The organism is Salinisphaera sp. SWV1, assembly GCF_052044155.1.
Taxonomy (GTDB): Bacteria; Pseudomonadota; Gammaproteobacteria; order Nevskiales; family Salinisphaeraceae; genus Salinisphaera.
Map to the genome: position 1 here is coordinate 1 of NZ_JBQDYE010000033.1, position 22786 is coordinate 22786.

Here is a 22786-nt window from a genome sequence, read left to right on the forward strand (position 1 = left end):
TTGACCAAGGCCCGAATCCGAACCTACGGCAGACGACTCTCGGGACATCATTTGGCTTCTATTTCAGCAGCGCCTTAGGCGACACCTCGCCCGGCGCCGCAGATCATGAAATCGCGGCAATTCCGCATGAAGTTGCAGGGCCGCCGAGCCGCGCTTCGCCAGCGCGCATGGCCGGGAGCGATGGGCGCTTTCCGGCGTCGCGAGGCTTGACCGCGGACTGATTGCGGCCAAGCCCTGCCCCGCTGGCTAAAACGATTTTCGAGCCGCCCGGCGGTGACGGCGCGTGCTACCGCGGCCGGCCCTACGCGTAGTGCTGTCCGCGAGCAATCCGCCGGCGAACCAGGCCACCAATGCCGAACACGGCGAGCCCGAACATTGCCAGGTTCGACGGCTCGGCCACCGGCAGTGAGCCCGATGGCTGAATTTCAGCCGACAGCTGGCCCGTCACCGCATTGCCGTCCAGGAAATTGGTGATTCTGAAGCCATCCGCATGGAATTCGCCAACGCAGTAGCTGCAATTCCTGCCAAAGTTGTCGGGGCCGGAAGCCGCGACGAATCCGCTCAGCGTATTACCCGACGGCGCGACCGTCCCGCTGTAAGACGTCAGCGGATTCACGAAATCGATACCGTCAATCGTCAGATTGAGCGTGCGGAGCAAATCATCCGGATAGGCGCCGTCGCCGTTACCGAACGTCGCACCCGGGCTCATATTCACATCGTCGGCGAGATCCAGATACCCGGTGAGCGCGTCGCCCACCGAGAATCCCGAGCCGGCATTCGTCACACCTGTGATCGAACCGGAAAAGTTGATGACGGTCGCATTCGCCACACCGCAAGCCAGGCCGGCCGTGGCCAGAACGGCGAGAAGTTGCAGTTTCATGATTGAGTCTCCCTTGCGTAATGAACGATACGAGGCGGCAATAGCGGGGCGATAGGCATTCCGCCCGGTTCCATGTGTTCAGGGGGTAAGATCGAGTTCGACCACCAACGGGTCGTGATCCGAGGCGCGATACGGCGTCGGCGCGTATAGCGACGACAGCTGACTGGCACTCTTGTATTCCGTGTTGTAGTCGAGCGCCTTCGGTTCGTCGGCGTTCAAGTGCACGGGCATCACGGCCCGCACTTGATCCAGCATCGATTGACTCACAAGCGCGTGATCAAGGGCGCCCGCTTCAGCCTGGTAGGTGTATGTATAGGCATGCGCATTCGCCCGGGCCTGGAGAAGGCTGGTGTATCCCGATGTCTTGAAGGCGGTAATCGGGTCCTCGCGGGTATAACTGTTGAGGTCCCCCATGAGAATGAAGTCCGGATCGCCGCTACCCGTTGGGTCGGTGGCAAGCCAGGCGGCCGTTTTCTGCGCTGCCTTGGTACGCTGAACGTTCCAGCAACCCTGCCCATCGCCTTGCGCCGCATTCGGGGCATCGCCGGACGGGCACCCGCCTTTTGACCGCAGATGGTTCGCCACATAAGTGAAGCGGGCGTGATTATTGGTTTCGAAGGTCTGCGCCAGCGGCGGGCGATTGCCGTAGTCAAACGGCGGCGCCAGGAGCGTGGCCGGCACGCCGACCGGGGTCACCGCCTCGGTGTTGTAGACGATGTCGTTGGCGATTGCGTCGGTACCCAGTTGATGACCACCCGGATCGACGAACGCATAATGCGTGCCCGCGGGCGCGGCGGCATTCAAGCCACTGACGATATCCTGGATCGCGCTGTCCGGCCCGTAGCCGTCGTTTTCGACCTCCATGAGTCCGATGACATCCGCATGCAGGCTGCTCAGTGCCGCAATCGTTTTGGCGCGCTGGCGCTGATACTCGGCATAAGTGTTCGCGCCACGCTGCGTCGGAAATCCGCCGCCTTCACCGTTGCCATTGAAGTAATTCTCGATATTGGCGCTGGCGACTCGCAGATTGCCGCCGCTCGGCAGTGCGCTGGCATCGGGGCGCGGATTGACCGGATCGATGGCGGGTTGGGTCGTCGGCTCGATCACCCACGCGCCGAAACGGTAGCTCAGAACACCCTGTATGCCGGTAATCGTGTCGCCATCCCGTACCGTGTGATAGGCGGTAAGTTGGGGCGCGGGATAGATAACCGGATCCGGATCCTGAGCGCTGCTGCCGTCGTCCAGAACAATACGGTTTCGAGCATTGAAGGCGGCGAGCGCCTTGGCCGGCGCGCCCGGCGGCACCACATTTGTGGGTGTGTACAGCCGGCCGGCCGCGGATAGCGTCAGTTCGCCGTACCGACCAAGACCCGAGTCGCCGGTCACCGTCAATTTCTGGGCAATGGTCACGGCCATCCCTTCATAGGCTTTCGGCGCATCGGTGTCGGTAAACGGCAATCGCAGCTGGGCGGGGGTGACACTCCGTCCCGTATCGCAGATCGCCAGCCCATTGACGTTCTGGAGCTCCGTCTCACCCTTGTATTCGGTGACCTCGCCCCGAACGCGCACGAGATCGCCGCGCTTGATGTCGGCGCTGGCATCGCGGTCATAGACGAAAAGCCCCTCCGATGTCGCGGGATCGGCATCGGCGTTGCGATCCAGCGCCTGGAGGTAGAAGCCGTGGAATGAACCGGCCCCGAGGGAAACATCCGTCACGACGGCCTCAACCACCCGGGTCTGACCGACCAGCGGCGACGCGTCGCCGAGCCCCTGGATTGCGTGAATCCGCGTCGTGTCTTCGCCGCAGCGACCGAAAGCGACTGATGAGGACGAGCCGCCGGAATCGCTACCATGGCTACCCGCGTACTGCCCCAGGTCGTCGACGGTATCCTCCGGCTCGCTGGTCCATTGCGTCGCGGGATCGAACACGCTGGATCCGTCGGTGCGGCCCGACGTAACACTGGTGTCACGAAGCAGCGTGTGATGTTTCGTGGTCACGTCACCGCGGCCCCAGGCCGAGCCGGGATCCTGGCCGATCTGACCGATGACGTCGTCCGTGCTGCCGGCGTGGGTCAGCGCAACAGCGTCGTTACCATTGAACAGGCTACCGCCGTAGGTCTGATCCGCGACGGCCAAAATAGCGGGCTCCGCTCGGCTGCTTGCCAGAACATAGGTTTTGCCGGCGGGCAAAGTACCGGTCAGATCGATGGTGGCGCCCGCATTGGCACGCCCATTGAAGTAAATCGATACCGCGTACTGGCTTAAATCAACCGACCCGCCGATGGCGTTGTAAATCTCCAACGCTTTGTTATGACCACTGCCCTCGACGTATTCGCTGAAATAAACGCCGCCGGCCGCATGTGCCGCCGGAATTGCCAACGATAGCGCCGCCATGGCGGCCACCCATCCTGATCGCATAAATCCCCCGAAGAAAGCGGTTCAGAAAAGTAAACGCAATGCGCACAGCGATGCGGGGCGAAATACTGGTTTTTTTGTATTATCTCCATTCATCGGTGACCGTGCCATGACATCTAAAAAAACAATTTTTGACATGCTACGCCGGCTTGCGGCGGCCTCGCCGCGACACGGTAAAAACCCATGCGTACGTCCCGTGACCTGGCATTGGCGGACGCGTGGCATGACCGAATGTGGCTCGTCGATCGCGCACGCCAACGCATGTCATCCTCAAGATTGAGGAGTTTCGCCCGCCGTGGTTTACGCTCGCGGCCTAGCATCAACGGCCCGAACGGCGCTGGCATCGGAACCTTCATCCAACAGTCGCGGTATGCCGTCATATTCGCCCGCAATAACCGATGGCGGGAGCAGCCGCTACACGCCGAAGACCACGACGACAGGGGCGGTAACGATGTCAGACTCAGCTATTTCGGTCATCGCAGCAATCTGCATCGCATCTGGGACAGCGGTATCGTCGATCATGCGCTGCATCTGCATGTCGGACGCGATTACTCGATCGACTACGCCCCGACCCGCGCCGCGGCCGCACGGCTCGACGCTGACATCACACCACGCGAGCGCGCCAACTGGCGCCGTGGCATCCATGGCGCGCGATTGAGCGCCGCCGCGGTCCGCTGGGCCAACCAGGCCCACCGGCTCGCCCGCCGCGTGGCGTACGCCGATCTCCCTGCGCCACCACGCCGCGACGGGTCCGCGGCATATCAGCACAAGACCTGGCCCGTCGTGCGCCGCCAGATCCAGCGCGGTGGGGTTCGGCTTGCGACCGTGCTCAATACCACCCTCGCGCGCTAGTGTCGGTGCGCGGCGTGCATTTCGCGGGGGTTGTTCGCGCCATGCAAGGCGCGGTAATCGGCCGCACCCCGGAATACGGCGCCTTGCCTATCCTGCGCTCAGGCCCGCACGCGATGCCGCGCTCCGCCGCACCCGACCATATGGAGGCGCTCGACGAATCGCCCGGACGTGCCGGCTTGTTTTGAGCGCCCCACAGCTGGCGTGACATACGGTCGTCATGCATACGCGCTGTGATGTCGGCTTGCTGCCTGTCGCATGTGGCCGGCTCGGCATACTCAATCTCTTGTGAACACGCCCGGACCCAAGCTGATGAAGTACTCGATTTCGTGCGCCACCGCGGCGCTCGTTCTGGTCGCCTTCCTGCCGCCCGCCTTCGCCGACAGCGGCGAGCCGGATGCAGCAACGATCACTTCCAACCCGCACCTGATGGCGGATCGGTACCAGCAGGCGAGTGCCGAAGTCCGGGCACTGCAGCTGCAGGCCTACAACGTGGCCACCCGCCGACTCGACCGGCTGCTGGCCGAACACCAGGGCAAGCGCCAGCCGGCGGTCGTGCTTGATCTCGACGAGACGGTGCTCGACAACTCGCCCTACGAAGCCGCCAGCGTCATCGACGGGTTTTCGTACCCAAAGCACTGGGATCAGTGGGTCGAGTCCGCCCAGGCGCGCCTGATCCCGGGCGCCCGCGCGTTTCTCCGCCACGCCAATGCGCGCGGTGTGGCCATTTACTATGTATCCAATCGCTCGGCCAAGCATGAAGCCGCCACCATCGCCAATCTCAAGCGCGACGATCTGCCCCAGGTCTCGACCGACTCGGTGCGCCTGAAAGGCCCGTCGAAGAAGAAGCGACGCGATGCGATCGCCCGGAATCACGACATTCTGCTGCTCGTGGGCGATACGCTGCACGACTTCGACGCCGAATTCGCGGGCACCTCGCTGGCGAGCCAACGATCGACCGTCAGGCGCATGCGCCAAGCCTTCGGTAACCGCTTCATCGTGCTGCCCAACGCGAGCTACGGGAACTGGACCCACGCCCCGCTCCAGGCCTGGCAGCCGCCGCCCGCAGCCAAGGCGACGCCCGCGGCACCGCAGGCCAGCGCGCAACCGGCGGCGTCGAATGCGAATTGATCGGCATCTCGCGCAGGCCGCGATGGGGCTGCTGGGTGTGGTCATTCACACCATCGCCGTCGCTGCGCCCGCAAGCGCCCCCGCTATCGCGCCGGCCCATATCCAGATCGTCGAGAGCGTGCCGAAGCACAGCATCTACGGCGAACCCGGGGTTCCGCGCACGCCGGATGTGTGGCGTGCCATGATCGAGTCGGCGCACCATCGCATCGACATCGCGGCCTTCTACGTGGCCGATAAACCGGGCGAAGCCCTGGCACCGGTGATGCACGCCATCGCCGCCCGCGCGCAGGCCGGCGTGAAGATTCGTATCCTCACCGGCCCGACATTCGCCAGCGAAACCAACAAAAGCCTGGCGCCGCTGGCCAGGCTCGCCAACGTGACGATCCGGCGTCTGCCCGTGGACCGGCTTACCGGGGGCGTCCTGCATGCCAAGTATTTCGTGGTCGACGGCCGCGAGGCATTCATCGGCAGCGCCAACTGGGACTGGCGTGCCATGAACCAGATTCACGAACTCGGCGCCCGCATCGACAGCCCGCGCATGGCCCGAACGCTGGACGCCACCTTCGACTTCGATTGGCGCCTGGCCGCTGACGGCGATCTGCCGGCCGCGCGCAAGCGCGCCGCCGAGCCGTCGACATTCGAGCCGGTCACGCGGCAGGCGCCGGTCCCGGTCGCCAACGCTGATGGCCGGCTCACCGGCACCGCATTCGAAGCGTTCTCGCCGCCGACGCTCATGCCCGACTGGATCACCAGCGAACAATCGGCCCTGGTCCAGCTCATTCGCTCGGCCCGTCATGATGTCCACCTTCAGGTGATGACGCTATCGGCGATCAACGAATACGGCGCGCACGGTTACTGGCCAGTGCTGGACACCGCGCTGCGCGATGCGGCCGCGCGCGGCGTTACTGTGAAGATCGTGGTTGCCGACTGGGCATTGCGCGAACCGATGCAGGCCTATTTGAAGAGTCTGACGGTACTGCCCAACATTACGGTCAAGTACAGCCATGTGCCGGCCGCGCCACGCGGTTTCATTCCCTATGCCCGGGTCGAGCACTGCAAGTACGCGGTGGCCGACGGCGACGCGCTCTACATCGGCACCGGCAACTGGACGCGCAGTTATTTCGATGCCAGCGTCGATGCCGCGCTGTTCATGCACGATGCCGATACCGCCCACACGCTCAACGACATCTTCGAACGCGATTGGAACGGCCCGTACGTGCATACCATCGAGCCCGGCGGGCATTACAATCCGCCGCGTACACACTGAACCGTATGCGGATAATCAACGCCCGGCCACCGCGGCCCGCGCCGCCCGACCCGTTCGACAACCCGAGTCAACGCCGCCCATGCGCATTCATATCGCCATCGCCACGTTCGTTGTTGCCGTCGCCGCGGTGGCCACGGCCCAGGCCGATTCGCCGTTGTCGCCGAAAAAGCACGGCGATTTCGGCCACTACACCCTGGCCCTGACCTGGCAGCCGGGGTTCTGTGCCGAAGGCCAGTGCGCGGCCGACCAGAACCACGACGTACGCCTCGGCCTGCATGGCCTCTGGGCCTCGCGCCCACAGGATCTGATCTCGCGCGGCGTGGCCGCCCGGCAATGGTGGTCGCGCGGCTGCGACTTTTATCACCACAGCGACGCGGCCCCGCAACTCGACGGCGCCACGCGGCGCCATCTCGAACGCGTCATGCCGCAGCTCGACCGCAGCCTGCTGACGCACGAATACGACAAGCACGTGCAGTGCTTCGACTTCGATACGCAGCGATTCTTCGCCACCGAACTGGGCCTGCGCCAGCGCGTTACCGACAGCCCGCTTGGCGACTGGCTGCGACAGCATGCGGGCCAGCGCGTCGCACGCGCCGATCTGCGCGCCGAGTTCGATCGCGCGTTCGACACAAGCAAGACCCAGGCCCTGCAGCTGCGCTGCAGCGGGCCGTACGATTCGCGCTATCTGAGCCAGCTCTGGTTCACCATCCCGCGCGCCCATCTGGCCGAATTCCCGCAGGATGCCGGGCTGATGAAAGCGCCCATCGCGCAGCACAACTGTCCCGCGCACTTTCGCGTACCGGACTGGCCTTCCGCGTGATGCCGGGAATCACGCGCGGGCCCATGGACGGCCCGCATCCGTTGGCGACTTCGTGTTCGCCGGTGCGCTGCGTTAATCTACGCGCTCGGCGCGTCCCCGTAGCTCAGCAGGATAGAGCAGCCGCCTCCTAAGCGGCAGGTCACAGGTTCGACTCCTGTCGGGGACGCCAATTCTCATTCTCGCCGCGCCGGCAACGCGAGTATCGCGCATGGCATCCGATGTTTCCCGCCTCGACGGTCAGCTGCACCTCGGTCCGCGCACCGGCGGCATCGGCGCACGTCGCATCGCCCTGCTCGAGGCCATCGGCTACACCGGCTCGATTACCGCGGCGGCCAAGGCGGTCGGGCTGAGCTACAAGGGCGCGTGGGATGCCGTTAACGCGGCCAACAATCTGTCCGATACGCCCCTGGTGGAACGCAGCACCGGCGGCGTCGGCGGTGGCGGCACGCGGCTGACCGAGCGCGGGCATCGCCTGGTGGCGACCTATCGCGCGGCCGAAGCCGAGCAGGCGCGGTTCCTGGCACAACTCAATCGCCGTCTCGCCCATCTGGCCGGCGACGATCTCAACCTCATGGAGCGTCTCGCCATGCAGACCAGTGCACGCAATCAGCTGCTCGGCCGGGTCACCGCGGTCACCCGAGGTGCGGTGAATGTCGAAGTGGATCTTGAGCTGGCCGGCGGCGACCGGCTGGCGGCAGTGATCACCAACGCCAGCGCGGACAACCTGGGCATCGAGCCCGGTGTCGCCATTACCGCGTTGATCAAGGCCAGTTGGCTGATCGTGGCTGCCGGCGATATGTCGGACAGCCGGCTGTCGACACGCAACCGCCTGGTGGGTACCGTCGAATCGGTGATTCGCGACGATGTCGCCTCGGAAGTCACGCTGCGCCTGCCGGGCGGCGCCACACTGGCGGCCGTGATCACGCGCGAATCGGCCGATACCCTGGCGCTGGCCGAAGGCGATACCGCCACGGCCCTGTTCAAGGCCTCCAGCGTAATTCTCGCCCAGGCCGACTGAATAGCACGCCTAACGCGGCTCGATCGGCTCGAACCGCAGCACGCCCGCCAGCGCGACCCGCTTGCGGTCGTCGTGATCGCGCGGATGCTCGATAGCGTTGACTACCGGCACCTCGGCGAAATCGAACGGGCTCAGTCCTTCGCGGCAAACCACACTCACACCGTTGCCAGGCCCAGGTGGCAAATTCGGTGGCAAACGACCGCAGATCGTGGAACGCGCGGTATTCGAGGACGCCCGATTCGCGTTAAATTCTTGGACGGACGATGCCTGGCGGCTTGCATTGCGCCACCAACCCCACTCATTCGACGCTGGCCTGGCGCATGTTCTATCTCTATCACCACAACGATCTGTCGCGGCTGGCCGAGCTGTTCGGCGCGCTGCGCGGGCGGCGATCGCGGGCACCGCTGGCTGTGGATACCGTACTGGCCCCCAACGCCGGCATCGGCCGCTGGCTGCGTATCCAGCTGGCCGAAAGCGAAGGCATCGCCGCCAACATCGACGGTCGCCTGCCCGGCGCGTTCATCTGGGACATGCTGCACGCCACCATGGACGGCGCCGACGCGGGCAATCACTTCGAGCCGGATTGCCTGCCCTGGCATCTGTATGCCGCGCTGCCCGAGATCGCGCGCGAGGTGCCGGCCGTGGCGGATTATCTCGGCACGCCGGTGGACGAAGTCCGCCGCTACCAGCTCGCCCGCCAGCTCGCGGATGTCTTCGACCAGTACCTGGTCTATCGCGCCGACATGCTGGCCGCCTGGGAGGCCGGCGAGGTGCCGGCGTCCAACCCCGGCCGCTGGCAGGCGCGCGTGTGGCACTGGCTCACGCGCGACCATCGCCTCGGCACCACGCACCGCGCCCGCGTGCTCACGAACTTCATCACACGCCTGGGAAAAGACCAGACGCTGCAACAACGCGTGATCGATTTCTGTCCGGACGAGCTGTATTGCTTCGGCCTGGTGGCGCTCGCGCCCGATCACCTGCGCCTGCTTTACGCGCTGGCCGAGCATGTGGATGTGCATTTCCTGCTGCCGAACCCGAGTGCCGCCTACTGGGGCGATATCACCGCCGGCCGGCTGCCGCTCGAGCTGCCGGCGGCCGCCAGCCCGGACGCAGACGCCCTGCTGCCCGGCGAAGCCGCGGTAGAGGCCGGCCACCCGCTGCTGTCCGCGCTCGGACGCATGGCGCGGGATACGCTGCGCGTGCTGTATTCCGACGAGTTCGCCGGCATGATCGAGCCCGAGCTGGGCGATCTGATGGATTACGACATCCCGCGGCGCGACACCCTGCTGCATCGCGTGCAGGCCGACATCGTCGAGCTGGATTGCAGCGGCTCGGCCCAGGGCATGGACGACACCGACACCTCGTTCGAGGTGCACGCCTGTCACAGCCCGCTGCGCGAGATCCAGGTGCTGCAGGACCAGCTGCTGGATCGCCTGGCCGCGGACGACACGCGCGTCGCGGCCGGCGAGATCAGCGAGCCCGAACGTCTCGCCCCGCGCGACATCATCGTCATGCTGCCGGATGTCGCCGCCTACGCCCCGGCGATCCAGGCCGTGTTCGGCGGCGCGCCGCCCGAGCGCTACCTGCCGTTCGGCCTGGCCGATCGCGCCCGCTCGGCGGCCCATCCCATCGTGACCTGTGTCTCGGCCCTGCTCGACCTGCCGCTGTCGCGCTGGGCCGCCAGCGAACTGCTCGACCTGCTCGCCGTGCCGGCGGTCATGCGCCGGTTCGGCCTCTCGGCCGGCGAGTTGGATGCGATCACCGAGTGGATCGGCGAGGCCGGCATCCGCTGGGGTCGCGATGCCGATCACCGGGCCGGACTCGGCGCCGGTGCATTCGAACAGAACAGCTGGCGCTTCGGGCTCGACCGCCTGCTGCTGGGCGTCGTCCAGTCCGACGACGAAACGCTCACCGCCGGTGTGGCGCCGTGGTCGGATCTGGAAGGCGGCATCACCGCCGCGCTCGGCAAACTCTGGCGCTTCGAGAACACGCTCGCCACCGTCGCCGACGGCCTCGCCGAGCCGGGCACGCCGGGCGAATGGCAGACGCGGCTCAACGCCATGGTGGATCGGCTGATCGCGCCATCGATGGACGCGCCGGACGAGCAACGCGCGGTCGATTCCCTGCGCAGCGTATTCGCTCGCTTCGACCCGGCTGAAAACTGTACCCGCGACAAGCCGCTCGCCGCCGACCGCCGCCTGTCCTGGCCGGCCGTGCGCGACAGCCTGCGCGCCACACTGGAAACCGCGACCGAGCGCCAGCCGTTCCTGGCCGGCGGCATCACCTTCTGCGGCATGGTGCCGCTGCGCGCCGTGCCGTTTCGCGTGGTCTGCGTGCTCGGCATGAACGATTCGGCCTTCCCGCGTCAGGACGCCGGCCGGGCCTTCAACGCCATGTTCGACGCCCCGCGGCTGGGCGACCGCAACATCCGCGACGACGACCGGCTGTTGTTCCTGCAGGCGCTCACCGCCGCGCGCGATGCCTTCTACATCAGCTATATCGGCCAGGACGTGAATACCGGCGAAGAACTGCCGCCCTCGCCGATCGTGGGCGAAACGCTGGAATTCCTGCGCCGACATTATTTCGCCGGCGACGACAAGAAAGCCTTCGAGCGCCGGTTGATCCATCACCAGCCGATGCAGCCGTTCTCGCTGCGCTACTTCTCGCGCCACGAGCCGGACGCCCGCGTATTCACCTATGTCAACGACTGGGGCGACGCCACGCGCGCAGCGATCGGCGCCCGCCGGACACGCGAACCGCTGCTCGACGACAGTACCGCCCCGATAGCCGAAGCCATTGAAGCCATCGATCTGGACACCCTCAAGCGCTTTTTCGACCACCCGGCCCGAGCCTTTTTCCGCGAACGTACCCAACTCAATCTCGAGATCGAGGATCGCCAGGTCGACGACGCCGAGCCGGTCGCGCTCGACCCGCTGGCCGCCGCGCAACTGCGCGAGCGCCTGTTCGAATCGGCCGACAAAACGAACGCACCGGCGATCGACCTGGCCCCGACCGCGCTCGAACGCGCCCGGGGTGCGCTGCCGCCGCCACCCCTGGCCGCGCCGAACTATGCCGAGCAGGCCGAGGCGGTCAACGAACTGTTGCCGATCTGGCAGGCGTGGAAAGCCGAGGGCACGCCGGAAACCCTGGATATCCAGCTCGATCTGGTCCTTCCTGAGTCGCACACCGTCCGTGTGACCGGGCGCATCGCCCAGTGCTGGCCCGGGGCGATGCGTCGGCTGCGCACCGGCAAGCTCAAGACCCGCTTCCGCCTGCGCTACTGGATCGATTACCTGGCCGCGGTGGCCGCTGGTCACAAACTCGATCTGCACATGGCCGGCTTCGCCCCCGACAAGAAAACCGCGGAGCGGATCGAATACGCCGGCCGGCTCGATGCCGAAACCGCCCGCACCGAGCTGGCGCGTCTACTGCAGTTGTACATCGCGGGCCAAACCCGGCCACTGCGCTATCACCCGGATCTCGACGACAGCTACAAGCCGACGCAGAGCAAGGCCTTCGACAACCTCAGCTTTCGTTTCAAGCCCGCGGCCTATCACCCGCATCACCTCCTGCGCGATCCGTATTTTTCCATGCTGCTCGGCCCGCCCGAGGCACCGCTCGGCGACACCGAGGACGACAGCCCCTTCGTCGCAGCGATCGATGCCATCAGCGGGCCGATGAATCAGGCGATCCGCCCGATCGAGAGCAACGCCGAGGCCCCGGCATGAGCCCCGCGGCCAACGAAAGCCAGCCCTTCGACGCCGCCACCCTGCCGCTTTCCGGCCTGCGCCTGATCGAGGCCAGCGCGGGCACCGGCAAGACGTTTTCGCTGGCCGGGCTGTATCTGCGCCTGATCGTGGAAGAACGCGCCTCGGTGCGCGACATTCTGGTGATGACCTTCACCCGTGCGGCCACCCAGGAGCTGCGCGAACGCATCCGCGCCCGGCTGGCCGATGCTGCGCGTATCGCCCATGCGCCGGAACTGGCCGAGCCGGGCAACGCCGAACATGCCTTCACGCAACAAATCATCGCCGGTTGCGACGAGGCGCCCGACGCCCTCGCCCGCCGGCTCGCCGACGCCGCCGCCCGGGTGGACGAGGCCACCATCGTGACCATCCACGGCTTCGCACAGCGCGCGGCCACCGAAAACGCCTTCGAATCCGCGCTGGCCTTCGACCGCGGCGAGGCCATCGACGACCCGAGCGTTTACCGCGAAGCCGCCGCGGACTACTGGCGCGCGCATGTGTTCGGCGCCGAGGCCGCCGCCGGCGATGTGCTGGCGCTGTGGCCGTCACCGGATGCGCTGTACCAGACGCTGGCGCCGATCCTCGCGCGCTCGCATGCCCGGCTGGCCGGCATCGACCGAACGCGGCTGGCCACGCTGCAGGGCAAGCTGGCCGAAACCTGGCCCGGCACTGCCGCGCCGCTGGCAAACACATTGGCCGAAGCCTTCGCGGCCGATGCCCTGCTCAAGAACGGCGATCTCTACCCACACCTGGCGGGCCAGGATGATATCCACGGCCTGATCGCCGATCTGGATACGCGCCTTACCGCCGCCATCGAAGCGGGCACGACACCGGCCCTGCCCGAATGGCTGCTCGCGCTGGCCGAACCGGCGCCGCAGTTCAAGAAAGCCGCCAAACACCAGGCCTACGCCGAACCGCTGGCCGATCTCGAGGCGGCACTCGCCGTGCTCGTCGAACTGCAGCCGCTGGCGAAACTGGTGGCCATCGACGACGCCGCGAAGGCCGTGGCCGCCCGCGCCGCCGCGCGCAAGATCGAGCGCCGCCAGTACAGCTACGACGACCTCATCGTCGCCCTGCACACCGCACTCACCCACGAGCGCACTGGCGCAGCGCTGGCCGATGCCCTGCATACGCGCTGGCCCTATGCCCTGGTGGACGAATTTCAGGACACCGACCCGCTGCAATACGCCAGCCTGTCGCGCATTTACTTATCTTCCGAAGAAAATGGGTCACCCGAACGCGAGCACGGCGCGCTGCTGCTCATCGGCGACCCGAAACAGGCCATCTACGGCTTTCGCGGCGGCGATATCTATGCCTATCTCGCCGCCGCCCATGCCGCGCGCGAGGCGCGCTATACGCTGACCACCAACTTCCGCTCGACCCGGCAGGTGCTCGATGCCATCGAAGCGCTCTACCGGCTGCCGGACACCGATCCCTTCATCGTCTCCGAGATCGACTTCCCGCACGTCGAGGCCGGCCGGCAAACCGGCGACCGCCGGCTCGTCGCCGCCAACGGCCCGGAGCTGAACGCGCTCACGTTCTGGCAGCTCCACGGCAACGAAAGCGAGCTGAAAAACGGCAAAATCAAGAATCCCTCCAAAGACGACGACCAGAACCGCCTGATCGAAGAAACCGTCGCCGCCATTGGCCGGCTGCTGAACGGCGACTCCGCCCACTGGCAGCGGGCCGACGGCGCCACGCAGCCGGTCGCCGCCCGCGATATCGCCGTGCTGGTGAACAATCATCGCGAAGCCACCACGCTGCAGACCACACTCGCCGCCCATGGTATTCGGGCGGTCTGCCAGCATCGGGATTCGGTATTCGCCAGCGCCGAGGCCGCCGACCTGCGGCACGTCCTGCGGGCCATGGCCCAGCCCGACGACGCCACCGCGGTGCGCGCCGCCCAGCCCACCGCACTGCTCGGCAAGCGTCTGGCCGACCTTATCGCCCTGGCCGACGACGACCACGCGATGCAACTCGCCATCGAGCGCTTTCACGCCCTGCACGACGCCTGGCGGGCGCGCGGCGTGCTCTCGGCGCTGGAAGAGCTGTTCGTGGCCGCCGCCCCCGGTGTACTCGCGCTCACCGACGGCGAGCGCCGCATGAGCAACTATCTGCAGCTCGGCGAACTGCTGGCCAACGCGGAAGGCCAATGCTTCGGCATGGCCAGCGTCGTGCGCTGGCTGGACGAGCGCATCGCCGCCGCCGAGGATGGCGCCCTCGGCGCCGAGGACGAAAGCCAACTGCGCCTGGAATCCGATGCCGACCTGGTGCGCATCAGCACCGTGCATGCCGCCAAGGGCCTGCAATACCCGATCGTGTTCCTGCCGTTCGCGCAATGGCTCGGCACCGCCGGCGCGCCGGACAAGCCGCCGCTGATCTTTCACGCCCCAAACGACGACGGGGGCGAAGACGACACCGACAGCCAGGCCATGATCGATCTGGTCGGCGACGACCCGGCGAACGTCAAACAGGCCGTCGTCGAAGCCCGCTCGGAAGCCCTGCGTCTGCTCTACGTCGCACTCACCCGCGCCGAACAGGCGCTCGTCGTCGGCTGGCGCGAGCCGGATGACTACGGCACATCCGGCGCGCTCGGCGACCTGCTGTATCGCGATGGCATCGCCGGCGGCGGCGCGCTGGATCGCCTGCAACAGGCCGCGCCCGAGGCGATCGCCGTCGAACGGGTCGACGTCAGCCGCCCGGCGCCGGCCGTCGAGCCGCCGGCCGCCCTGGACACGGAACAACTCAGCGCCGCCCGCAGCGACCTGCCCGCGGCCCGCCCGCGCTGGTCCACCTACAGTTTTTCGCGCCTGGCCCACGCTCCGGCCGATACCGCCCCGGCCGAGTTGCCCGAGCCGGGGGCCGCGGATGAACGGGCCAGCCAGCCCGGCGACGCACTGGACGCCGGAGCCGAAGGCGAACTGCCGCGGCTGGATGCTCGCCTGTCCGGCGTGCGCTTCGGCTCGGCCGTGCACGATCTGCTGGAAGAACAGCTCAAGCATGCCAGGCACGGCCCCTGGCCGGCCCCCGGCCAGCCACTCGCCCATGCCCACCGCCGACAGGTCCACGACACCTTGCGTCAATACGGCCTGATCGCCGAGGACGAAACCGACCCGCGAATCGACGACACCGCCGACCTCGTCGCCCGCACGCTGCATACACCGCTGCCCGTCATCGGCCCGCTGGCCGGCCTGGATCGCGGGCGACTGCTCACGGAAATGGAGTTCATGCTGCGGCTGTCCGGCCATCGCCTCGGCGCGCTGGTCGACACCCTGCGCGACGCCGGCTACCTGCCCGCTGCCCTTGGCGGCCATCCGGCGCAGGTCCTGTATGGACTCATGCAGGGCTTCATCGACCTGGTGGTGGAAGTCGACGGCGCCTACGTCATCCTCGACTACAAAACCAACCGCCTCGGCGACACCCCCGCCGCCTACCGCGACGAAGCACTCGCGCGCGCCATCGGCCGTGCCCACTACGACCTGCAGTACCTGATCTACAACGTCGCCCTGCACCGGCACCTGCGGCGCTGTCTCGGCGAGGCCTACGACCCGGCCACGCATCTGGGCGGCGTGCAGTATCTGTTCGTACGGGCCATGGACGGCGAAAGCGATATCGGCGTGTTTTCCGATCGCCCTCCGATCGAGCTTATCGAGGCGCTTGATGCATTGTTCGACGGGCAAACCGCGGACCGGGAAATACCGGCATGAGCCCCACGCCCCACGCAGGTCGGCTCAGGCCGCAGGCCATAAGCCGACTCGGTGCGCTGCCACCGTCGGATTGGCCTGCGGCCAATCGGACATGAACACGCGGAAACCTTGAGCGAGCGACAGCGAGCTTGCCTGTATTCTGTTCCCTTGGGCGTAGCGCCGAGCAGCGCGGACCGCAAGCGGAAAAAGACGGCCGGATGTTTGAGCGTCAGCGAGTTTCCGGCCGTCCCGCTTGCGGTCCGCGGTGGGAGGGAACCGATGCGCAGCATCGGCGCAAGACAGGGTGTCGTTTCCTTTGGTTACTTTCGTTTGGACAAGCAAACGAAAGTGACTCGCGCATCAGCGCGAAACCCCAAGCTGAACGCAACTCATCGCCGATTCAAGTCGCACGCCTCTCAGACCGACCCGGTGGCCCGAACAGACCGCAGGCCCGCGAGCGCCTACCTGCATCAAAACGTACTAAGCCGCCACAATCGGCTCGACATGCCGCGTCGGCCGGTGCGCCGACAAATCGCACGTCGTCTGCAAATTGATCCAGAACTCGGGCGACGTATTGAACGCCTCGGACAGCAACCAGGCCATATCCGCCGAAATACCGCGCTTGCCACGAACGATCTCATTCACGCGCTGAACCGAAACACCCAGATGAGCCGCCAGCGCTTTCTGGCTCAACCCCAGCGGTTCAAGAAATTCGCGCAGCAAGATCACGCCGGGGCGCGTGGCCGTTCTATGTGTCGAAATCATGTCATTGCCTCCAAAAGCATGATGTTGAATCGTTCACGCGTGGTAATCCACGATTGCAACGTCGTGCGCATCCGCACTCTGCCATCGAAATACGATCCGCCACTGGCCGTTGATTCGCATGCTATGAAATGCCCGATAGTCGCCTCGCAACATCTCAAGCCGGTGCCCGGCGGCAGGCTTGCCGTGCTCGTCTCGCCTTCCGACGCTTTGGACACAGCGGCGAGCACTGGCGGGCAAAATGACTTGCACAGCAGTGCGAAACCCCAACCCAATACCGGACACAAAAACGATGAACACCGATAAAAGCGATTCCATACACTCCTTCACGAAGAAATCTGAACACGCTTCGGAGCAGGAACCTCAGCAAGAGCCCGCATTCGAGCGGATGGTACAACGAGGCTTGGCGGATTCAGCCGCGGACAGAACCTTGTCGAACGCCACAATGCGCGACCGGATCGCCTCATGGCGCCGCTGACGCTGTACACACAAAGCCGAACGCCGAAAATAGACGAGCTCGGCAATAACCGAACCGTGCACGGACAACTGCACAATAAGCTCAGACTGGCGTTTGCGGTTTTGAGTCATAATCGGAAGACGATAATGCCGATACCAGAGCGCGATATGTCAAAGCGAACCGAAATGGATCCGGAAAACGACGCGCTGAAAATCCCGCCTGATGCGCGTTTGCGTCTGGCCGCCCGACTGCTGGCCAGCGTGCCCGGCGCGACGCGTTCCAGCCTATCCGAGCAGGCGGCATTGGACCTCGCCGAGCGACGCGCTCGCGAGCTTGATACCGGTGAGAAAACCGCGCTCGACTATCACGACGAGATGAAACGCATTCGCGACACGCTGTCTTAGTGCGGCTCGTCATACACCCCGACGCCGCAGCCGATATTGCCGAGCAGGCGGCGTACTACGCGAGCAAGATCAACGTGATTCGGGCCATGCCCGACGCGTTTCCGGAACGCCGCCGCAACTTGCGGATGTTCGTACTGCCGAGATTTCCGTTCTCCGTGCTGTATCGCATCCAGAACCAGATATTGCAGATACTCGTCGTGCGCCACCATGCACGTCACCAAGATTACGGGCTGGGCCGCCAATGAATGAATCAAGCACCGGCGACCTGTTCGATTCCGCGCCGGCCGAGTCCAAACCGGCAAAGACGCACGAGCACGCGACCGAAACGCCGATAGACGCCGTAGCACTCGCCGAAGACACCGGCCTGTCCGATCTCGACAACGCCCTGACCCACTGGGCGGCCCGCCACGGCGCCGACCGGCTGGTCGCCCGCGCCTTCGCCCTGGCGAGCTGGGCCGTCGCCCAGGGCCATACCTGCCTGGCGCTGGACGCGATCCCGACTGGCTTGATGAGCGCAGCCAACCAGGCCGAACTGGCTACCGCATTGGCGGCGAGCGAACTCGTCGGCGAACCGGGCGAAATCAAACCGCTGATCCTGGAAAACGACCGGCTCTACCTGCAGCGCTACCACGCCTACGAAACCAGGCTCGCCGAACGCCTGCGCGAACTGATGGCGGCCACACCCAACCCGGTGAACGTGGCCACACTCAAGCCCGGCCACGGCCTGTTCCCAACGGACACCGACAGCCCCGCCGCCACCAACTGGCAGGCCGTCGCCGCCTTCGCCGCCCTGCGCCACCACTTCACCGTCATTTCCGGCGGCCCCGGCACGGGCAAGACCTACACCATCGTGCGCCTGCTGCGCGTGCTGATCGAAGCCGCGCTCGACAAAAACGAAACACCGCCGCTCATCGCCCTGGCCGCCCCCACCGGCAAGGCCGCCGCCCGCATGCTCGAATCGGTCCGCAAAGGGCTTGACGACATGGGCGCGGACGCAAACTTCGACACCGCCGCCGTCGGCGAACACATCCCGCAATCCGCCCGCACCCTGCACCGCCTGCTCGGCCTCACCGGTGCCACCACCCAGCCCCGCTTCAACGCCGACAACCCGCTGCCGTATGACGTGGTCATCGTCGACGAAGCGTCAATGGTGGACCTGCCGATGATGGCCAAGCTGGCGGATGCGATAAGAAACGACGCCCGCCTCATCCTGCTCGGCGACCGCTACCAGCTCGCCTCCGTCGAATCCGGCTCCGTGCTGGCCGAGATCTGTTCCAACGCCGGCGTCAACCGCTTCACCGCCAAGCAACAAGCCGCCGCCGGCAACCTGCTCGCCAAGCCGATGGAATCCGCAAACCACGCCCTGGCCGACCACGTCGTCACCCTGCAAACCAGCCGCCGCTTCAACGCCGACAGCACCATCGGCCGGCTGGCCGCCGCCGTGAACGCCGGTGACGTGGAAGCCGCCGAAGCGCTGCTGAATGCCGGCCACGACGATCTGGCGTATACCCCCCGCTCCGACGCCGCCGCCATCAGCCAACTCTTGGATGGGCTCGCCGAGGATTACGCCCGCCTCATCGAGACGACCGACCCGACGCTCGCCCTGGCCCAGCTCGGCCGGCAATGCGTACTCACCGCCGTGCGAAAAGGCACGGCCGGCAGCGAAACCATCAACGCCGGGATTACTGAACGCCTGGCCCGTCGTTTCGACTTCAACCCGGCCGATGCCTGGTACCACGGCCGCCCGGTGATGGTTAGACAAAATGACTATCGCACCGGGCTCTATAACGGCGATGTGGGTATTGCGCTATACAACGAATTTGGGCAAATTCGAGTCTGGTTCATGGGGGACCACGGCCTGCGGGCTTTCTTGCCGAGCGCACTACCCGCGCACGATTCCGTGTATGCGATGACGATTCACAAGAGTCAGGGGTCGGAGTTTGATTCCGTTACTCTCGTTTTGCCGGATTATGACGTGCCGGTTTTGACTCGGGAGTTGTTTTATACGGGGTTGACTCGGACAAGGGCGCGGTTGGTTGTGTTTGCCGAGGGGGCGGCTCTGCGACTTGCCGTCGGTCGGCGGATTACCCGCTTGTCGGCACTCTCCTCTCGCACTTCGATCCAGAAAAAAAAGATATAGCGTCAATGCAGTCCGCCATGGCCGAACGTTACTGCAACTGACTTAGGAACTCACGGTGCCTACGAATCATCGAATCGCGAACCCGCGTAAAGATAAGCTAGACCAAGGGTACATATTTACCGGCGCGAGAGCTGAGAATTACGAAGGCAAACAAGTGTTTGGAATTGTTATAACCGCTCGCTGCGACGTCGCCAACAAAAAAGTACGCCTAATAAATTATTTACCGGTAGTTAATTTCACCGACTGGCTTTTTTTTGACGGACGAATAATCTTGTCAGAAAGAATTAAAAACAGCGCGATAGGAAAAGCAAAAAATTGCTTAAAAACTATCGATATAGACCCCGAACTCGTATCTGGAGTTAATTTAAGCTCTATTCGCGCAGCGCATTTTTCCACAGCCGATAAGCGCGTCAAAAAACAGGGGGAAATATTTGATGACGCGAGAGAAGAAATTCGACTCTGTAATGAAACGCTAAAGGGAGACAGCGAAAAATACACAAGACTACTCGAAGAAAAAGCCAAAGACTTGACCTCTTTAACGAGAGAGCTCGTGGATCATAGACTTTCCGGCTACTACTTTTTGGATTCCTTGGATACAAGCGGAGAAGAAAACGACGGTTACGTGGTCCTGTTGCGCCAAGTAAACACATTACCATTTTGGCTGGCTGAAAAGATCTCTCGCGGCTTGCAGACCACGCGTATAGCCGAAATGAATAATGGTGGTTACAACTATTTATCCCATAGTGATTATGGCGCAGCCATGCCTATCGGCTGCTTGAAATCACCCGATGTAGAACATCTAATGCAATCTTTTAGCGCCCTCTTCAGCCGCATCGGAATTGAAGACTATCCCAATGAAACAGCTGACCAATTAATAAAGCGCCATGTTCCCGGAGAATCTAAATAATGTGGAACTTTATATATTTTGACGATTATGCAGCTTCGCAAATTGTCGAAAATAGATTTTTTCAAAGCACCGAATACGAGCTGGGAAAAGCTTTCGCACTATATTTGACGCAATGCAGTGATACGACGCCATTAATCAAAAAAACAGAAATAGTAGAACACAACGGCGGCTTATACTTTTTGAAAGCCGAGGGTCCAGCTGAAAATACCGGCATAGTCTTCGATCTTAATCAATGCGCGCTTCAAAATAACAGAAAAATTTCTGATTTTCTTCTTATTGTTCAAAAGCTATTACGTTTTTCAATAAAGTATTGGCGCAAACTTAACTTAAGCTCAAGTGAGACCATCATATCGTCAACGAATAAGGCCGTAATTTTCCCTTACCCGATAACTACTCAGTCATCCTTTAGAATAACGGTAGATCGTGCACCTGATGCGAAGCGGCTGGCCAAACGCGGTGGAAATTTTTTGCTGGTTTATTCTGCAGGTTACGATGATAAAGGAGCAGCTGCCGCAGACCCGGCCTTAAATATTTTCCGCAAGGCCATAGATTCCCTACCTAAAGCAAAGGATATTGCTAAAAATAGGCAGACGAACGATGCGCTTCAAGAACATTCTTCGACGGCATTGCAAGTTTTCGAGCTCGGCAAGCAAGATCGGCCAACAATACATAATTCATTTGGGTTTGAAAACTGGCTGAGAATCTTGACTGGCGACCAAAAAGAGTTCGTTAAGACAGAATCAAATGGCCCTGAGCGCATTGAAGGGCCAGCAGGCACGGGAAAAACGTTGTGTATGGCATTGAAGGCCATCAACAACCTACAGTCTGCAAAAAAGAATAATAAAGAATTTCATGTGCTGTTTGTAGCACACAGTTCGGCTACTAAAAACAATATTAAAGAAGTATTCGAAAATAACGGCGGCGCTGAATTCCTGGGATTATCGAGGAACGATGCCCCCGTGACTCTGCAAATTGAGACGTTGCAAGAATGGTGTATTGACCATTTGCGTGACGACTTATCCGAAACCGAATACTTGGATAGGGATGCTGCAGACGCCAAAGAATTACAAGTCTTATACATTCTCGAAGCGATAGATGAAGTAATAGAAAAGTCGCTCTCCAGTTATCGACCAATGCTATCGGAGCGATTCCTGAGGTTTATCGATTCCGAATCTAGGTGGGCGCTTGCGGAGCTTGTACAGCATGAAATAGCTGTCGAAATCAAGGGAAGAAGCGGTGAGAGCTTGTCCGCTTATCAAGAGCTTCGCCGCGTCAAATATGGGATACCAGTAGAGATTGAAGCGGATTTCGCTTTTATATTTGAAATATTCAAATCTTACCAGAAGCGTCTCATCTCGATCGGTCAGTTTGATAGCGATGATATAATTTTAACTGCTATTGGACAGCTAGACACACCTATATGGCGCCGCAGGAGATCAAGAGAGGGTTATTCAAGTATTTATTTGGATGAAATTCACTTGTTCAATTTGAACGAGTTATCGTTGTTCCATTTGCTTACCGATGCCGAAACCAACTTGAACTTCGTGTATTCTAGGGACACTTCTCAGGCTACCGGTGACCGGGGTGGATCGGTCGAACTAGCCAAGGACGGATTGAAAGAGGCTAGCATTAGCATCCGCAACATATTCCGGTGCGCGCCCGCCATCGTGGAATTGGCCTTTTATATAACCACAGCGGGGGCTAGTCTTTTTACCAACTTTGAGAACCCGCTCGATCATGCGATGTCGTTGATGACTAACGATGAGGAATCGAAAGCTATTGTCCCGAGTTACGCATCTTGTACTGACGACGATGCGATGTTGAAAAAGGCTTTCGATCACGCGAGCACTATGTGCAAAAGTATGGAGTGTTCTAAGTCCGAAGTCCTTTTAGTTGCGACAACGAATAAGTTGCTCGCAGAGATCAAATCGTTCGCTGATAAATCGAATAAACCTATCGAATTAATTAAGACGCGTGGCGATATAGAAGTTGTTCAGCGAGCTAAGCAAAGCGGTAGGTTTGTCGTCGGCGGTCTCGATTACGTTGGAGGCTTGGAGTTCTCAGGCGTGATCGTCGTCGGGGCAGATGACGGTCGCCTCCCACCTACGGACGAAGCCTTGACTGAAGAGGGGAAGCATTTTATTCGCTACGCTGCTCATAATAGGCTTTACGTCGCAGTCACTCGTGCGAAATACCAAGTTCAAATGATTGGGACTAGCGGCCGTGGACCTAGCCCTTTGCTCGCTAAGGCCTTCCAGATGAAGGCTATAGTCAAGGAGTAAATACGCTCGGCCCTTGTCTCAG

At 62.9% G+C, this 22786-nt stretch carries 18 protein-coding genes and 1 tRNA gene; 14 read left to right on the plus strand and 5 right to left on the minus strand.

What is annotated here, in order from left to right; translation table 11 throughout:
* Positions 1-221: hypothetical protein (locus tag ACS8YF_RS14855; protein WP_440850930.1), on the plus strand; the 221-nt coding region annotated here is incomplete at its 5' end.
* A gap of 80 nt (positions 222-301) precedes the next feature.
* Here ACS8YF_RS14855 and ACS8YF_RS14860 read toward each other — a convergent pair.
* Both ACS8YF_RS14860 and ACS8YF_RS14865 read right to left on the minus strand, forming a co-directional pair.
* The gene (locus ACS8YF_RS14860) at positions 302-829 is read right to left on the minus strand and encodes a hypothetical protein (protein ID WP_440850931.1); all 528 of its coding nucleotides are present in this window, start codon (positions 827-829) and stop codon (positions 302-304) included.
* A 129-nt stretch (positions 830-958) separates the two neighbouring features.
* Positions 959-3274, minus strand: coding sequence for an ExeM/NucH family extracellular endonuclease (locus tag ACS8YF_RS14865; protein WP_440850932.1), 2316 nt, complete (start codon positions 3272-3274; stop codon positions 959-961).
* Between the two features lie 228 nt (positions 3275-3502).
* Between ACS8YF_RS14865 and ACS8YF_RS14870 the strand changes: the two genes are divergently transcribed.
* The 6 genes from ACS8YF_RS14870 to ACS8YF_RS14895 all read left to right on the plus strand — a co-directional run bounded on the left by ACS8YF_RS14870 (position 3503) and on the right by ACS8YF_RS14895 (position 8380).
* A complete protein-coding gene (locus tag ACS8YF_RS14870; protein WP_440850933.1) occupies positions 3503-4147 on the plus strand; it encodes a S1/P1 nuclease in 645 nt (214 codons plus the stop codon).
* Between the two features lie 309 nt (positions 4148-4456).
* On the plus strand, positions 4457-5275 hold the full coding sequence (locus ACS8YF_RS14875; protein ID WP_440850934.1) for a 5'-nucleotidase, lipoprotein e(P4) family: 819 nt from the start codon (positions 4457-4459) through the stop codon (positions 5273-5275).
* Complete coding sequence (locus ACS8YF_RS14880; protein ID WP_440850935.1) at positions 5265-6542, plus strand: phospholipase D-like domain-containing protein; 1278 nt, start codon at positions 5265-5267, stop codon at positions 6540-6542. Before ACS8YF_RS14875 ends, ACS8YF_RS14880 begins: the two co-directional genes overlap by 11 nt.
* 79 nt (positions 6543-6621) lie before the next feature.
* On the plus strand, positions 6622-7362 hold the full coding sequence (locus ACS8YF_RS14885; RefSeq protein ID WP_440850936.1) for a ribonuclease T2 family protein: 741 nt from the start codon (positions 6622-6624) through the stop codon (positions 7360-7362).
* 92 nt (positions 7363-7454) lie between these two features.
* Positions 7455-7531 (plus strand) — tRNA-Arg (locus ACS8YF_RS14890).
* Positions 7532-7570: 39 nt separating this feature from the next.
* Positions 7571-8380 carry a TOBE domain-containing protein gene (locus tag ACS8YF_RS14895; RefSeq protein ID WP_440850937.1) on the plus strand — a complete coding sequence of 270 codons (810 nt, stop codon included), beginning with the start codon at positions 7571-7573 and terminating at the stop codon, positions 8378-8380.
* A gap of 9 nt (positions 8381-8389) precedes the next feature.
* Here the strand turns inward: ACS8YF_RS14895 and ACS8YF_RS14900 are convergent, their stop codons facing one another.
* Positions 8390-8539, minus strand: coding sequence for a hypothetical protein (locus ACS8YF_RS14900; protein WP_440850938.1), 150 nt, complete (start codon positions 8537-8539; stop codon positions 8390-8392).
* A gap of 104 nt (positions 8540-8643) precedes the next feature.
* On the opposite strand from ACS8YF_RS14900, the gene recC reads away from it, so the two are divergent.
* Both recC and recB read left to right on the plus strand, forming a co-directional pair.
* Entirely contained in the window at positions 8644-12108 is a 3465-nt protein-coding gene (recC, locus tag ACS8YF_RS14905) for an exodeoxyribonuclease V subunit gamma (RefSeq protein WP_440850939.1), read from the plus strand.
* Positions 12105-15833: an exodeoxyribonuclease V subunit beta gene (gene recB / locus ACS8YF_RS14910; protein WP_440850940.1), complete on the plus strand. Its 3729-nt coding sequence runs from the start codon at positions 12105-12107 to the stop codon at positions 15831-15833. The genes recC and recB overlap by 4 nt, the downstream gene beginning before the upstream one ends.
* 459 nt (positions 15834-16292) lie before the next feature.
* Here the strand turns inward: recB and ACS8YF_RS14915 are convergent, their stop codons facing one another.
* The gene (locus ACS8YF_RS14915; protein ID WP_440850941.1) at positions 16293-16577 is read right to left on the minus strand and encodes a HigA family addiction module antitoxin; all 285 of its coding nucleotides are present in this window, start codon (positions 16575-16577) and stop codon (positions 16293-16295) included.
* A gap of 33 nt (positions 16578-16610) precedes the next feature.
* Positions 16611-16892 carry a type II toxin-antitoxin system RelE/ParE family toxin gene (locus ACS8YF_RS14920; RefSeq protein ID WP_440850942.1) on the minus strand — a complete coding sequence of 94 codons (282 nt, stop codon included), beginning with the start codon at positions 16890-16892 and terminating at the stop codon, positions 16611-16613.
* A 147-nt stretch (positions 16893-17039) separates the two neighbouring features.
* Here ACS8YF_RS14920 and ACS8YF_RS14925 point away from each other — a divergent pair, with 147 nt between their 5' ends.
* The 5 genes from ACS8YF_RS14925 to ACS8YF_RS14945 are packed head-to-tail and all read left to right on the plus strand — an operon-like array spanning position 17040 to position 22764.
* On the plus strand, positions 17040-17435 hold the full coding sequence (locus ACS8YF_RS14925; RefSeq protein WP_440850943.1) for a hypothetical protein: 396 nt from the start codon (positions 17040-17042) through the stop codon (positions 17433-17435).
* On the plus strand, positions 17435-17680 hold the full coding sequence (locus tag ACS8YF_RS14930) for a type II toxin-antitoxin system RelE/ParE family toxin (protein ID WP_440850944.1): 246 nt from the start codon (positions 17435-17437) through the stop codon (positions 17678-17680). The genes ACS8YF_RS14925 and ACS8YF_RS14930 overlap by 1 nt, the downstream gene beginning before the upstream one ends.
* A complete protein-coding gene (recD, locus tag ACS8YF_RS14935) occupies positions 17677-19575 on the plus strand; it encodes an exodeoxyribonuclease V subunit alpha (RefSeq protein WP_440850945.1) in 1899 nt (632 codons plus the stop codon). Before ACS8YF_RS14930 ends, recD begins: the two co-directional genes overlap by 4 nt.
* A gap of 55 nt (positions 19576-19630) precedes the next feature.
* Complete coding sequence (locus ACS8YF_RS14940; RefSeq protein WP_440850946.1) at positions 19631-20482, plus strand: hypothetical protein; 852 nt, start codon at positions 19631-19633, stop codon at positions 20480-20482.
* Positions 20482-22764 (plus strand): UvrD-helicase domain-containing protein, encoded by a 2283-nt coding sequence (locus tag ACS8YF_RS14945; RefSeq protein ID WP_440850947.1) that lies wholly within the window; start codon positions 20482-20484, stop codon positions 22762-22764. Before ACS8YF_RS14940 ends, ACS8YF_RS14945 begins: the two co-directional genes overlap by 1 nt.
* The last annotated feature ends 22 nt before the right edge of the window (positions 22765-22786 follow it).